The organism is Bacillus massilinigeriensis (genome assembly GCF_900117315.1).
GTDB lineage: Bacteria > Bacillota > Bacilli > Bacillales > Cytobacillaceae > Bacillus_BE > Bacillus_BE massilionigeriensis.
In genome coordinates, this window is record NZ_LT630337.1 from 2846891 (window position 1) to 2861639 (window position 14749).

12 protein-coding genes are annotated in these 14749 nt (G+C 36.8%); 1 reads left to right on the top strand and 11 read right to left on the bottom strand.

The genetic code is table 11. The annotated features are described in order from the left end of the window. Positions 1 to 43 precede the first annotated feature (43 nt). From bcd to BQ6100_RS14200, 3 genes are all read right to left on the bottom strand, one after another. Positions 44 to 1138 (bottom strand): branched-chain amino acid dehydrogenase, encoded by a 1095-nt coding sequence (gene bcd, locus BQ6100_RS14190; protein ID WP_075982244.1) that lies wholly within the window; start codon positions 1136 to 1138, stop codon positions 44 to 46. Between the two features lie 20 nt (positions 1139 to 1158). Beyond that, positions 1159 to 2070 (bottom strand): phosphate butyryltransferase, encoded by a 912-nt coding sequence (gene yqiS / locus BQ6100_RS14195; RefSeq protein WP_075982245.1) that lies wholly within the window; start codon positions 2068 to 2070, stop codon positions 1159 to 1161. 130 nt (positions 2071 to 2200) lie between these two features. Beyond that, the gene (locus BQ6100_RS14200) at positions 2201 to 3928 is read right to left on the bottom strand and encodes a sigma-54 interaction domain-containing protein (RefSeq protein ID WP_075982246.1); all 1728 of its coding nucleotides are present in this window, start codon (positions 3926 to 3928) and stop codon (positions 2201 to 2203) included. A 151-nt stretch (positions 3929 to 4079) separates the two neighbouring features. Here BQ6100_RS14200 and BQ6100_RS14205 point away from each other — a divergent pair, with 151 nt between their 5' ends. Beyond that, positions 4080 to 4361: a DUF2627 domain-containing protein gene (locus BQ6100_RS14205; protein WP_075982247.1), complete on the top strand. Its 282-nt coding sequence runs from the start codon at positions 4080 to 4082 to the stop codon at positions 4359 to 4361. A gap of 102 nt (positions 4362 to 4463) precedes the next feature. Here BQ6100_RS14205 and BQ6100_RS14210 read toward each other — a convergent pair whose 3' ends face one another. From BQ6100_RS14210 to dxs, 8 genes are all read right to left on the bottom strand, one after another. Further along, positions 4464 to 5192: a glycerophosphodiester phosphodiesterase gene (locus BQ6100_RS14210; protein WP_075982248.1), complete on the bottom strand. Its 729-nt coding sequence runs from the start codon at positions 5190 to 5192 to the stop codon at positions 4464 to 4466. A gap of 27 nt (positions 5193 to 5219) precedes the next feature. Next, positions 5220 to 6794 (bottom strand): DUF342 domain-containing protein, encoded by a 1575-nt coding sequence (locus BQ6100_RS14215; RefSeq protein WP_075982249.1) that lies wholly within the window; start codon positions 6792 to 6794, stop codon positions 5220 to 5222. A gap of 236 nt (positions 6795 to 7030) precedes the next feature. Beyond that, complete coding sequence (gene spo0A, locus BQ6100_RS14220) at positions 7031 to 7774, bottom strand: sporulation transcription factor Spo0A (RefSeq protein ID WP_390622443.1); 744 nt, start codon at positions 7772 to 7774, stop codon at positions 7031 to 7033. A gap of 342 nt (positions 7775 to 8116) precedes the next feature. Further along, a complete protein-coding gene (gene spoIVB / locus BQ6100_RS14225; RefSeq protein ID WP_075982251.1) occupies positions 8117 to 9412 on the bottom strand; it encodes a SpoIVB peptidase in 1296 nt (431 codons plus the stop codon). A 101-nt stretch (positions 9413 to 9513) separates the two neighbouring features. Continuing rightward, a complete protein-coding gene (gene recN / locus BQ6100_RS14230) occupies positions 9514 to 11217 on the bottom strand; it encodes a DNA repair protein RecN (protein ID WP_075982252.1) in 1704 nt (567 codons plus the stop codon). 17 nt (positions 11218 to 11234) lie between these two features. Further along, complete coding sequence (ahrC, locus tag BQ6100_RS14235) at positions 11235 to 11684, bottom strand: transcriptional regulator AhrC/ArgR (RefSeq protein ID WP_075982253.1); 450 nt, start codon at positions 11682 to 11684, stop codon at positions 11235 to 11237. 205 nt (positions 11685 to 11889) lie between these two features. Next, positions 11890 to 12741, bottom strand: coding sequence for a TlyA family RNA methyltransferase (locus BQ6100_RS14240; protein ID WP_075982254.1), 852 nt, complete (start codon positions 12739 to 12741; stop codon positions 11890 to 11892). 3 nt (positions 12742 to 12744) lie between these two features. Further along, on the bottom strand, positions 12745 to 14637 hold the full coding sequence (gene dxs / locus BQ6100_RS14245; RefSeq protein ID WP_075982255.1) for a 1-deoxy-D-xylulose-5-phosphate synthase: 1893 nt from the start codon (positions 14635 to 14637) through the stop codon (positions 12745 to 12747). Between the last annotated feature and the right edge of the window lie 112 nt (positions 14638 to 14749).

Genomic DNA, 14749 nt, shown 5'->3' on the forward strand with positions numbered 1-14749 from the left:
ACAGTTCCTTCATTAAGCCAGCCTTGGCCTTGTTAGTCCTTAATTATCTACGACTTAATATATGATGACTATTTTGTAAAAATTGGCTTCTTGAATTTCGCATTCTTTCAATTCGCTCTTCAGCCATACGATCGGCTGCCAAGTAAGTTGGGATTCCGTCGCGAGAGGCAATTTCAATGACCTTTTCAATATTGTTATATATCAATTCAACTCTTTTCATTGCACGGTCATAATTATAACCATATAACTCATCGGCCACATTGATTACACCACCAGCATTAATGACATAATCAGGGGCATAAACAATTCCCATCTCATGGATTTGATCACCATGACGTGCTTCCTTTAATTGATTATTGGCAGCACCTGCAATGACCTTTGCTTTAATTAATGGAATAGTATCATCGTTAATAACAGCTCCTAATGCACAAGGAGCATATATATCACAGTCAACACCATAAATCTCATTTGGATCAACCGCTTTTGCACCAAATTCTTCTACAGCACGATTAACAGAATCCTTGTTAATATCCGTAACGATTAATTTTGCACCTTCTTCGTGCAGATGACGACAAAGATTAAAGGCCACATTTCCTACCCCTTGCACGGCAATAACCTTCCCCTCAAGGGAGTCCGTTCCAAATGCTGCTTTAGCAGCTGCCTTCATCCCACGATAAACTCCATATGCTGTGACTGGGGACGGATTTCCTGAAGAACCAAACGCAGGAGAAATACCAGTTACATAATCTGTTTCCTCATGAATAATATCCATATCCGCAACAGTAGTTCCAACGTCTTCAGCAGTAATGTAGCGGCCATTTAAACCTTGAATGTACCGTCCGAATGCTCGAAACATTTCTTCATTTTTATCCTTGCGAGGATCTCCGATAATAACCGTCTTTCCCCCTCCAAGGTTTAACCCCGCTGCAGCATTTTTATAGGTCATTCCTTTTGCCAACCGAAGGGCATCCTCAATGGCTGCCTCTTCTGATTCATATGTCCACATACGAGTACCACCTAAAGCAGGTCCTAATGTTGTATCATGAATAGCTATAATAGCCTTTAAACCTGATTGTTTATCCTGACAAAATACTAATTGTTCATAATCATATTTCTCTAAATATTTGAAGATTTCCATGTTGTTTCCTCCTAATTTCTTTAAACATGATTATTTTGTACAGAGCAGATAGCTAATGCCAGCGAATTTAATTTGCTTTCAGCATTATCTGCTCTCGAGGTCAAGACAATTGGCGCTTTTGCTCCTGCAATTACCGCACCGACTTTTGCACCCGCAAAATATATCAATGATTTGTATAAAGTGTTGCCAACTTCTATTGTAGGAACTAATAAAATATCCGCTTGACCGGCTACATCACTTTGAATGCCTTTTTGCTCTGCAGCAACAATAGAAATCGCGTTATCTAACGCAAGTGGTCCGTCAATGATACAATCCTTAATTTGCCCACGTTTGTTCATTACTGTTAAAGAGGCTGCATCTATCGTAGCTTGCATGGAAGGGGTCACTTCTTCAACTGCGGCTATAATAGCCACTTTGGGCATCCCAATTCCTATACTCTTAGCAATATTAACGGAATTGTGAATAATTTGTGCCTTCTGCTGTAAATCTGGGGCAATATTCATTGCAGCATCCGTAATAATGATTGAATGGTCATACCCAGGTATCTCAAAGACAGCGACATGAGATAATACGTCTCCTGTTCTTAATCCAAATTCCTTATTTAGCACTGCTTTTAACATCATAGCCGTCGGAAGATGACCTTTCATTAGAACACTTGCCTCGTTTAACCTTACCGCCCTAACGGCTTGTTCAGCAGCAATAACTTTTGAATTTGTATGGAAAACCTTAATCCTTTTGTGATTAATGAAATGGGTACCCTTTTCTTCTAGTAATTCTAAGATTTTTTCTTTATCACCAAATAGCATAAAGTCAGCTAAATCTTTTTCTATTGCTTGTGTAACAGCTTCAATCACCTCAGAGTCTTCTGCTGCAGCAACTGCAACCGTATGGTTACCTTCGATTGCTTGTTTATAAAGTGATTCTAATTTCATTTTGCTTATCCTCATTTTCCGCGTTACAACACTCATTTTATATTATGCAATTATTGTGCCAACTCTAATTGTTGTGAGAAACACTATATAATTCAGGAAGCATCCTGCATGATTTTGCATACTATGAAATTTATTGCACGCTATTATTTGCAATGTTATACTTTTCGATTTTATAATATAAATTTCTAATGGATAATCCAAGATTTTTTGCAGTTAATGTTTTATTGCCTAAATTCTTTTTTAACATTTTTTCAATGATTGTTTTTTCGTAGTCTTCAACCATCTTCGAGAGTGGAACTTCTTCGTTCATTGAAGAGAAGGACTCAGATGGAAAATTTGGCATTTGGGGCTGAATCATCATATTTGGTACATGAATCGTGTTTATTACCTTCTCATGGTTGTCCATAAATATAATCGCTCGCCCTAATATATTTTCCAATTCCCTTACATTTCCTGGCCAATGATATTGCATTAAAAGCTGCATGGCATGTTCAGATATCCCTTCAACATTTCTTCCGTAATCCGAGTTGATTTTTTGGATTAACCTCGCACATAACAAAGGAATGTCTTCCATTCGATTTCTTAATGGGGGAATATGTATGGGCATCCGGTTTAAACGGTAATAAAGGTCCTCTCTAAAGGTTCGATTTGCTATTCCCTTTTCAAGATTGACATTTGTAGCCGCGATTACTCGAACATTTATTGGGATTGCCTTTGTTCCCCCAACCCTAACGATTTCTCTTTCCTGCAATACTCTTAATAGTTTCGCTTGGGTATTCGCCGTTAATTCACCGATTTCGTCTAAAAAAATACTACCGTTATTGGCTTCCTCAAATAGACCTCTTTTTCCGCCTCTCTTTGCACCACTAAAGGCCCCTTCTTCATAACCAAATAATTCGCTTTCAAGCAAGGATTCAGTTAATGACGCACAATTCACACGAATAAAATTATTGTATCTCCGCTCACTCTCATTATGGATCGCATGTGCAAACAATTCCTTCCCTGTTCCTGATTCTCCCCTTAACAGAATAGTTGCCGGTGTGCTGGCTCCAAGCTTTGCTTGTCCAATAGCTATTTTCATTTCTTCCGAATTTCCAATAATGTCTTCAAAGGTGTACTTGGCTTCAAGCTTTCGAATAATTTGCCGCGCGCGTATTAATTCCCTGTTTAAATTTTTGATTTCGGACATATCTTGAATAACCCCAACACTACCCTTTACCTTTCCACCTACGATAACAGGAGCTACATTCACGATTACTTCCTTTTTATTCGGGCCAACTCTCATAGGTACTCCTCTAACAGCCTTCTTGGTTTGCAATACTTGCATATGTACACTTTCACCTTCAGAAATATCTGCAGTTGCAGGCTTTCCTATCACTTCGTCCTTAGTTAATCCAGTAAGCCTTGTGTAGGCAGGATTGATTAATATCCCTCTTCCATTTTCGTCCACAACCGAAATAGCCTCCTCGCTAGACTCAATGATTGCTTGCAGCATAGAATCATGCTTATAGGATTCATTTCTAAGCATGGATATTAAATCCGTTTTTTCCTCCATTAATTTGGCAATTAAATAGGCAACACTTCCAGGAATCAAAACTGTATTTTTGCTTTTAGCCGCCCTTAACTCATTGAATAATTGCTGATCCCCTGTCACCTCAATGACAATATCTATCTGACTTGTTAAAAAGGGACGCCAATCGATTGTCGTCGTTATCCCTTCATTTTCTGCAAATCTCAATCCAGGGGCATTTGGATTATGATCTGCAACTACCACTACATTCAACACATCTGTTTCCTTCAATATCTTCAAAATAGATATTCCACCAGTGCCCGCCCCTACAATCATGACCGATTGCATTTCATCACCCCATCCTGATAACGAAATTTTCTGCACAATCATTCTGCAATTTTTTTCACAATAATATTGTAAATTGATTATTGGTTGTTGACAAATCAATTCTTTGATTTAATATTTTTCATAAAGGATCTATTTTGAGAGGATTTTTCTAATGGTACGAATAATTGCATTGGTCATACTTGTTATTCCCGGTTTAATTGCTGGACTTGGGATAAAATTAATGCGTGATATGGTTTTTGGAATTCTCCTTGCTCCCTTTCCATCTCTTTGGTTACAATTTCTAGCAGGTCTTATTTTCTCTATTGCAGGTGTCGGATTTATTGCTGGTTTTATCCTTCATCGCGACCGGAAGAAAAATAAGGTTCAATCTAGATTTCAACAAAAAGATAGCGAAGAGAACCAAACACCACTGGATGAAAACAAGAATTTTTGATCGTTTTACTATAAACAAAAAGAGGCCGTTCATAAAAAGGGGCAGACATCACTTAAATTTACTTAAGTAGTGTTAGGCCCCAATTCTTTTGAATAGCCTCTTTTATTGATACTCTTTTCTTATTTTAATTGCTTTCACTGGATCATCAGTAATAATTGATGTACACCCAACTTCAAAAAATCGGCGCATATCCTCCTCTTTATTAACCGTAAAAGGTCTTACTGATATTCCTGCTTCCAAAGACGCCTTAACTAATATATTTGGAGCAGCTTCCAATTTAGGATGAATTCCTTTTGAACGAATCGATTGAGCATAGACCCACGGCATATAAAGTCCCTCTAAGTATAATGGGGCCGTTTCTATTTCAGGTGCTAGTCGATAACAATATACAATGCTGTAATGATTAAAGGATGAAAAAATCATTCTATTGGAAAGACCATAATGTCTAATAAGTGAAATAACCTTTTCTTCCATGCCTTTATATGGGAACTTCCCATTTTTAAATTCAATGTTACAAATTAATTCATTTGTTTTTAACCATTCAAAAACCTCTTTTAAGGTTGGAATGGTTTGCTTTTTCAGATTCAATATTTTATGATGGCCAGCATTTAGCTTCCTTAAATCTTGATAAGTATAATCTTTAACAAAACCAGTTCCGTCCGTTGTTCGATCTACTTTTTCATCATGTATTATGACAATTTCTCCGTCACGAGTGAGCTGTACATCGAGCTCGATGCCATCAGCACCAGCCTTTTCCGCTTCCATAAAAGCTAACATTGTATTTTCGGGATATTTAGCGGAATAGCCTCTATGCGCAAGGATAGATGTCAAATGACCACTTCCTTCAATATGAAATTATTATTCAAAATGCATTGTATTCTGTTCAGCAAAAAACGTCCCTTTAACTTTCGATTCTAATTTTTTTTGGATGTTTTTTATTTTTACCATTGTGTCTGGATAGGCAATTTCTTGAATGGATATCTGTCCCTCGCCCTTTGTTTCTAACAGGCTCATTAAAGCCTTTCTTTGATTATCGAGGGATTGGATAATCATTAGCTCTTTATCTAACTTATTAAGGGCTTCATGATATTGTTTCTTTTGATGATCGTTTAATTCTTCATATAATCCTTCATATACTTCAATTTGACGTCTCAGGCTTTCCACATGAATAATTCCTTTTTTATACTGAATCAGAGTAGCCTCAAGCTCTTCTTGGACCTTTGTGCGATCAAATCCCTCAACATGAATATATGTTTTCTTTTCCATTTTATTTCCTACAATGCCGGCTACAACTTTTCCTTTTGCTTCAACTAATCCACCGATGAGTTTTCCTGACCTAGAATCAAGAAAAATATTTCTACCTTTTAGTATGCTTCCCATTGAATAAAATCCAATATGAATATCCCCACCTGCTTCAACTCTACAATCATTCGCATGCTTTAAATATATATTTTTATTCGCTTTAATTAATGTCTCTCCTTTACCAAAGACACCACCCTTTATATAAATATCACCGAAATAGGAAATTACCTCCTTTGCACCACTTATTCCCATTTCACCAAGGATAGAAATATCTTTGCTAGCTTTCACACTATAACCATCAAGGATAATCCCATTTATTGTAATGCTTCCATCAAATTTAATGTTTCCAGTTTTAACACCCACATCCCCTTCAACAAATAAATGACTTCCAACGGATATTCTTCCGCCGTTAAATGTTACAACTCCATCATTTAGCGCTCTTAAGACAACGCTTTCATTCTCCTTAAACTCACAGACTGTCTTTGGATCATAAAGGATCTTTCTGTCTCTCCCACCTTTAGGTAAAACTAGTTCACCTGTGACAGTCATGCCTGGAGTTCCATTCGTAGGAGGTTTCTTTTCACCTAACCAGTCGCCTTTTTTCACCTCATCGATGAAATGCATATCGAAAAAATTAGCCTTACCATCCTCTTTAATCGTTGGACGTCGTTCAGATGGTTTAAAATATGTAATGATGGCATCCTTGCCATTTTCAGGTTCTTTTCCTACAGCAATTATTAAATCCTTTTGTGGGATTAGTTTATTTAGCGCATTGATTTGTATACCCTCTTTAACGCCATTTTTGTGGAGTGTTTCTAATATTTTGGAGTAAATATTTTCTCTATTCTCGGATAGTTCTTGTTCAGTACAGTTTATTCTTATTTTTGCAGACATTTGATCCTTTGAGATGGTCAAAGAAATAAATGGTTTATATTCACCAATATGAACCCGAACATGATCGGCTTTTTCAAGTGCCATTTTTAAGGAGTTAAATTTAGTTATGGCCACCCTAGGGATTTTTTGAAGAATTTTCTCAAAGCTTTTTAAAGAATAAGGGCCTTTTTCTACTGTAATGTAAATGAATCCATTCTCTTCTTCTAATTTCAGACCTTCAACCTTAATTAATTCCATATATTGTGATTCCCCTTTATAAAGGTACTATGGTTATTATAATAGAAAAACGAGTAGGAATTTTTGAAACAATTATTAATTTTTTCGAAATGTTGAATGTTAAAAAAAGGGGGAACTAGGGAGATTGAGAAAAATATATTAGTTATATATATTTAAGGGACTGTCCCATAAGGTACCAAACACCTTTTTGGAACAGCCCCATTTTTTGAAAAAAGGGATATTATGCCTCCAATAATTTAAGAAGCTTTATGTTCAAGACGTAATTTATCAGCCACCATAGCAATGAATTCTGAATTGGTTGGCTTCGCTTTCGACATGCTGACTGTGTAACCAAATAAAGAAGAAATTGAATCAATATTTCCACGACTCCATGCAACCTCGATTGCATGACGAATCGCACGTTCTACACGGCTAGCCGTTGTATTATATTTCTTAGCAATATCTGGATATAAAACCTTTGTAATAGAACCAAGCAATTCAATATCATGATATACCATCGATATCGCTTCTCTTAAATAAAGATATCCTTTGATATGCGCAGGAACACCTATCTCATGGATAATGCTTGTTATGCTGGCATCAAGATTTTTTGGCTTGGATTCAATTGGAGTACGATAAACTGGATTAGAAGCTGGTTTTCTGATGATTGCATTGGAGCGCCCGCTTACTTGACGGATATGATTTGCTAAGTTTTCTAGATCAAATGGTTTTAGAATGAAATAGGATGCGCCCAGTTCTACTGCTTTTTTCGTTACATCCTCCTGGCCAAAAGCAGTCAACATGATAACGCTTGGCTGTGGACCTTTTTTCAAATCGCGTATTCTTTCTAAGACTGCTAATCCATCTAAATGTGGCATAATAATATCTAAAACAAGAACGTCTGGTTCAACCTGTTGGAGAACATTCAAACATTCTTGACCATTATGTGCGACACCTACTACTTGCATATCATCTTGAGAAGATATGTAGTCTTCTATCATTCCTACTAATTCTCTGTTGTCATCAACAACACATACTTTTATTTTCCTCACAAATTATATCCTCCTCGATCTATTTCTTGTCTCATATTCATCTCTATACTTTTATTCTAAATTACAAATTCGACAATGCAACAATAATTCCTTTAAATTTATAAAATTTTCTAAAAAAGGGTATATATTCTCAAATTTCCTTTGATTTTCTTTCATTTTCGACTTTATTCGTCAGTTGACAAAGCAATAACTAGGAATTTGTCGAAAAATCTTCATATCAGTATCATCCACTATTTTATCAAATCCATAAAAAAAAGACCAATCCCTTAAATTGGATTAGTCTTAAATGATTTAACTCGCTTTTTCTCTAGGTTTTGCGTAGATGTTAATACCAGCTTGCTGAAGCATCCATTCTATATGAACTCCATAACCGGAAGTAGGGTCATTTACAAAAACATGGGTTACTGCACCCACAACCTTCCCATTTTGAATGATTGGACTACCACTCATCCCTTGGACAATTCCACCTGTTTTCTTCAATAATTTGGGGTCAGTGACTTTGATAACCATCCCCTTAGTTGCAGGGAATTTTTGTGGAATCGTACTAACAATTTGGATATTAAATAATTGTACTTCATCATTATCAACGACGGTTAGAATTTGCGCAGGTCCTTCTTTTACTTGATGAGACAATGCAATCGGCATCGGTTCATCCATAATGCCGTTATCCATTTTTCGATTCAATTTTCCAAAAATACCAAACGGACTATTTTTTTCAATATTTCCTATTACCTTTTTGTCTGATGAAAAACGGGCTAACTTTTCTCCCGGGTCTCCATTGCTCCCTTTTTCAATAGAAGTTACGGTTGAGCGTACAATTTGACCATTTTCCACTACGATTGGTTTTTTTGTATCCATATCTGAGATCACGTGGCCTAATGCTCCATATTTTTTAGAATCCGCATGATAGAAGGTTAGGGTTCCAATACCTGCAGCAGAATCTCGAATATATAGACCTAGCCTGTAGTTTTCTCCACCTTTTTCCTTTAATGGTGTAAGTTTTGTTCTTACTTTCCCACTTTCTCGTGAAATAGCTACATCTAAAGGAACTCCCTCTTTTCCTGCCTTTTGGACAAATGGAGCCACATCTGACATCTTTTCAATTTTTTCACCATTTATTTCGGTAATGATATCCCCAACCTTTATTCCTGCAAGGTCTCCTGGAGACACCTTTCCATTTTCAGTTTGAACCTGATGGTGTCCTACAACTAATACGCCGACCGTATTTAGCTTTACACCTATCGATTGTCCACCAGGTATGACACGAAAATCCTTTAATACCTTTACATCGACTTTTTTTATTGGAATTCCTGCAAGCTCTAATAGCATTTCATCTTTGCCATAATGATTCGCCTTTAGTGCAATGGATTGATCCTTATCATTTATTTCCATGTTAGAATTATCAGAAGAAAGAGAAGCTGATACTGGTATAGCCTTTGACAAGTTTGCCGTTTGTCCTTCAAAAAGTGTTATTTCTTTTGGAATGTGAAGATATTCCTGAAATGGATTTGAAAATCCAATGGCAATTAATGAAACAAGGAGAATTCCACCAATTATTTTTCTAAGATGTTCCAATTTCAATACCATCACTCTCCTCGCTTCTAGTCCACACATTTCAAATGGCTACAATTATAATTTTGCCTTCATCAAACTCATTTATAACCATTCTCCACATAAAAAAAGCTACCCTATATGGATAGCTTTTCAAGTTTTTTTGCTTCATGTGCTAATGTTAGAAGTTCTTTTGCATGTTCCTTTGTTAGGTTCGTTATTTCAGCTCCCGAAATCATTCTAGCAATTTCCTTAATCTTTTCGGAATGTGATAATGGTTGGACTTCTGTTTTTGTTCTTCCTTTTACAATCTTTTTAGAAATAAACAAATGGGTATCGGCCATTGCAGCAACTTGAGGTAAGTGTGAAATACATAGGACCTGTGAATTTGTTGATACCTTGTAAATTTTTTCTGCAATAGCCTGTGCAACTCTACCACTTACTCCTGTATCCACTTCATCAAAGATAATGGAAGTGATTCCTTGATGCTTAGAAAAAATACTTTTTAAGGCAAGCATGATTCGAGAAAGCTCTCCACCGGAAGCAGTTTTTGAAAGTGGCTTCAATGGTTCCCCTGGATTTGTTGACAAATAGAATACAACCTTATCAGAGCCTGTTTTCGAATATTGCTCATAATCACTTTCAAATCTTACTTCGAAAACTGTCTTCTCCATGTATAACTCTTTCAGTTCTTTATGAATAAGCTTTGTTAATTGATTAGCATATTTTTTTCGCAATAAATGTAGTTCTTTTGCTTCAAGTTCTAAATCTTTTCTTACCGATAATAATTCCTTTTCAAGCTGGTCGATGTGCCCTTCTTTATTTTGTAGGGTTTCCATTTCCTCTTCAATTTTTGCTGAATACTCTAGAATTTCAGGAATGGTCTTCCCATACTTTCTTTTCAATTGGTTGATTTCTGATAGTCTTTCCTCTATTTCATTTAGACGATTGGGTTCAAATTCAAGATTTTCCAACTCATTTCTTAAATTCTGTGCCAAATCCTCAAGCATATAAAAGCTATTGGAAACATTTTCAGCCATTTCCTTATATGAGGAATCTAAATCTGCCGCGACCTCTAAATGTCCCATTAAAAGGCTAATCCAATCTAATCCACGCTGTTCTCCTTGAAGGGCGGAATAGGAAGTGTTTATGGCCTCATAAATTCTCTCAAAGTTCATTAATTTACTTTTTTCCTCTAAAAGCATTTCATCTTCGTTTAGTTTGAGATCCGCATTTGTGATTTCATTGTATTGAAATTGAATAAGATCAAGGCGATGAGCAATCTGTTGTTCATTTTCGCTCAAACTTTTTAATCGTTTTTGAACTGCTTCATATTTATGATAAATATCTTGATATTGAATGAGAGCTGGACCAATACGATCAAATCCAAATTGATCTAACAAAGTTAAATGCTTTGTATCGTCCATCAATTCTTGATGCTCATGCTGTCCGTGAATATCGAATAATGTATTGCCGATTTCTCGTAAGGTGGAAATGGTTACGAGCTTTCCATTTATTCGACATACATTTTTCCCAGAACGAAAAATATCCCTTCTTAAGATTATCATCCCGTCTTCTATCTCAATCCCTAACTCATTTGCTTTTTCATAGCAACCATGAGAGGGGTCTTCGACTTGAAATAAACCTTCAATCTCGGCTTTATCCTCACCATGACGAACAAATTCTACAGACCCTCTGCCCCCTGCTAGTAAATGAATAGCATCAATGATAATGGATTTCCCTGCACCGGTTTCTCCTGTTAATACAGTAAATCCCTTTTCAAATGAAATCGTAAGAGACTCTATAATGGCAAAATTTTTAATCGATATTTCACTTAACAAGTGTTCATCACCTCGTGTTACAACATTTCAAGGAAGCGATTCGAAATAATTTCTGTTTCCTCCGGTGTTTTACAAATAATCAGTATCGTATCATCACCGCAAATCGTTCCTAGTATTTCTTCCCAATCAAGATTATCAACCAATGCTCCGATGGCCATCGCATTACCAGGGAGAGTTTTCATCACTAATAAATGCCCTGCCATGTCCATACGAACAAATGCATCCATTAGATTTCGTTTTAATTTCTGTAATGGATTAAATCGTTGGTCTGCTGGTAAGCTATATTTATATCGTCCATCCAATAAAGGTACTTTTACTAAGTGAAGTTCTTTAATATCACGAGAAACAGTGGCTTGTGTGACATTTACACCTGCGTTTTTTAATTCATCTACCAACTCATCCTGAGTCTCTATATCATTATTGGTAATTATTTCTCTAATTTTTATATGACGTTGCCCTTTATTCACTCTTACACCCTCTAACAGAAAGATTTTTGTGTAAAAATATTGTTGATTGTAGTCGCTGCTTGTCATTTCTTATTATACATTTTTTTGTAGAAATTAGTTGATTGTTATATTAAATTCAATAAAAATACAGAAAACCCCTTCTGCAAAAAGACAAATTTATACAAAAATCCTCGTAGAACCGGGTAGAAAAAAAGAAGAGACTGAATTAATCAGCCTCATTCTCTATTGATGGTTTTGATTTTAGGGTTGAGTGGGCATCGAGAACCACTTGATGAACGGAAGTTGGTATAGAATTACTTCCCCTTTCCTTTTCCCCACTCCAAAACAAATGAAGTAAAAATTCAATATTCCCTTCCCCACCAGTGATTGGTGAAAACGATAGATTTTTCACATCGTAGCCTAAGCTTAAGGAAAAATCGATAATGGTACTCACAACATTTTCATGAGTTTTCGCTTCTCTTACAATGCCTTTTTTTCCGACTTGATCACGGCCTGCTTCAAATTGTGGCTTCACAAGGGCGATTACATCGCTATTTGGAACAAGTAAGGTCTTAAGGACAGGAAGGATTAGTTTCAATGAAATAAAGGATACATCAATGGATGCGAAATTAGGCATCTCCTTTACTAGGTCACTTGGAGTAACATAGCGAAAGTTTGTCCTTTCCATCACTACTACCCTCTCATCCTGCCTTAATTTCCAGGCAAGCTGGTTATATCCTACATCCAACGCATAAGACATTTTTGCTCCGTTTTGAAGTGCACAGTCAGTAAATCCACCTGTTGAAGCACCGATATCTAGCAATACCTTGTCTTGAATTTGTAAATCAAAGGTCTTCAATGCCTTTTCTAATTTCAATCCACCGCGACTCACATAAGGGATTGCATGTCCTTTCACAGTTAAAGGGATATCAATACTCACCTTTTCGCCAGGCTTATCCAATCGCATTTCATTTGAATAGACAAGACCTGCCATAACTGCACGCTTTGCTTTTTCTCTTGTTTCAGCTAATCCTCTTTCAACTAATAATACGTCTATTCGTTCTTTCTTTGTTTTCATCGTTTAGACCCTTTTTTCTTTTTCTCTTGTTAAATTGAGAATCTTTTTAACTACATCCTCAGTAGTTAATCCAATTTCCTTTAATAATTCTTCCACTCCACCATGCTCAATAAACTCATCGGGAATACCTACTCGGTCGACTACGGCATCAAAATATTGGTGGTCATGTGCAAACTCAAGTACAGAACTTCCGAAGCCTCCTTGTAAAAGGGCTTCCTCAATCGTCAGGATTGGAATTTTCTTCTTTAGAAGGCTCATTAGCCTATTTTCATCTAAAGGTTTAATAAATCTTGCATTTATTACTGAAACCGAATAACCTAAGCTCTCAAGCTTACTCGCTGCTTCCATAGCCATAGGAATCGTTGTGCCAAAGGTCAAAATGGCGGCATCTTCACCACTTCTGAGTTCTTCCCACGTTCCAATCGGGATTTCTGAAAGCTCATCATCCATTGGTACGCCATAACCATTTCCTCTTGGAAACCGCATGGCTATTGGTCCATCATTGTAATTTAAAGCAGTGTATACCATATGTTGACCTTCGTTTTCATCTTTTGGCATCATTAATATCATGTTTGGAATATGACGTAAAAAGGCAATGTCGAAAACTCCTTGATGTGTCTCTCCATCGGCTCCAACCAAGCCAGCACGGTCGATTCCGATAAAAACATTTAAATTTTGTCTGCAAATGTCATGAACAACCTGGTCATATGCTCTTTGCAAAAAGGTTGAATAAATTGCTAAGAAGGGCTTCATATTTTGTGTGGCTAACCCTGCAGCAACAGTTGCCGCGTGCTGCTCAGCGATCCCGACATCGTACATTCGATCAGGAAACTCTGATGCAAATCCCTCAAGCTTTGAACCGACTGGCATTGCAGGTGTAATGGCCACTATCCGCTCGTCCTTTCGTGCCAACCTTCTTACCGTTTCACTAACAAGACTGCTCCATGCTGGGGCAGCGTTCATCGGTTTGATGATATCCCCAGTTTCCATCTTGTATGGGCCGGTTCCGTGCCATGTTCCTGTTCGGTCCGTTTCAGCAGGTTTGTAGCCTTTCCCTTTTTTTGTAATAACATGCAAAAGAACAGGCCCTTCTGTTTTTTTGGCATAGTTAATATTTTCTATTAAATTCTCAAAATTATGCCCATCTACAGGTCCTAAATAGGTAAAGCCCAATTCTTCAAAAAAGATTCCTGAAACAAGTAAATATTTTAAGCTATCCTTTACTCTTTCCGCAGTTGCCGCTAAACGTCCCCCCACTGCAGGTATTTTCTTCAAGAGCATTTCGAGCTCGTCTTTTGCCCACTGATATTTCCCGGCTGTTCTCAGTCTCCCCAGAACATTATGTAAAGCACCAACGTTTGGAGCAATGGACATTTCGTTATCATTTAAGACAACGATCATATCCTTTTTTTCATGTCCAATATGATTTAAGGCCTCTAAAGCCATTCCACCGGTTAGGGCTCCATCACCTATTACTGGCACGATAAACGATTTCTCTTTCTTTAAATCCCTTGCGATGGCCATCCCCATGGCTGCAGATAAGGAAGTGGAGCTGTGTCCTGTTTCCCAAACATCATGTTCACTTTCTATGCGCTTTGGAAATCCGCATAGTCCTTTATATTGTCTCAATGTGCTAAATTGGTCCGCTCTTCCTGTAAGTATTTTATGAACGTATGATTGATGCCCTACATCCCACAAGATTTTATCCACTGGGCTATTAAAACATCTATGTAAAGCGATTGTTAATTCAACTACTCCTAAATTAGGCCCAATATGACCGCCTGTTTTTGAAAGATTTTCTACAAGAAACTTACGAATATCCTTACTTAATAGTTCTAATTCCTTCATTGATAAATCTTTTAAAAAAGAGGGGTCTTTTATTGATAATAGATCCATAAATAGGATCACTCACTTTCATTTATTAAAGTTTACTAATTATTCTTTACCTTTTATTATAGGGAAAACACTTTATTCCGCAAATTTCTTTATCTCGGGAAAATAAAACTTA

Excerpts from the sequence above, each read along its gene's own strand:
- bcd (WP_075982244.1), bottom strand. The coding sequence starts at position 1,138 with ATGGAAATCTTCAAATATTTAGAGAAATATGATTATGAACAATTAGTA.
- yqiS (WP_075982245.1), bottom strand. The coding sequence starts at position 2,070 with ATGAAATTAGAATCACTTTATAAACAAGCAATCGAAGGTAACCATACG.
- BQ6100_RS14200 (WP_075982246.1), bottom strand. The coding sequence starts at position 3,928 with ATGCAATCGGTCATGATTGTAGGGGCGGGCACTGGTGGAATATCTATT.
- BQ6100_RS14205 (WP_075982247.1), top strand. The coding sequence starts at position 4,080 with ATGGTACGAATAATTGCATTGGTCATACTTGTTATTCCCGGTTTAATT.
- BQ6100_RS14215 (WP_075982249.1), bottom strand. The coding sequence starts at position 6,794 with ATGGAATTAATTAAGGTTGAAGGTCTGAAATTAGAAGAAGAGAATGGA.
- spo0A (WP_390622443.1), bottom strand. The coding sequence starts at position 7,774 with ATGATAGAAGACTACATATCTTCTCAAGATGATATGCAAGTAGTAGGT.
- spoIVB (WP_075982251.1), bottom strand. The coding sequence starts at position 9,412 with ATGGTATTGAAATTGGAACATCTTAGAAAAATAATTGGTGGAATTCTC.
- BQ6100_RS14240 (WP_075982254.1), bottom strand. The coding sequence starts at position 12,741 with ATGAAAACAAAGAAAGAACGAATAGACGTATTATTAGTTGAAAGAGGA.
- dxs (WP_075982255.1), bottom strand. The coding sequence starts at position 14,637 with ATGGATCTATTATCAATAAAAGACCCCTCTTTTTTAAAAGATTTATCA.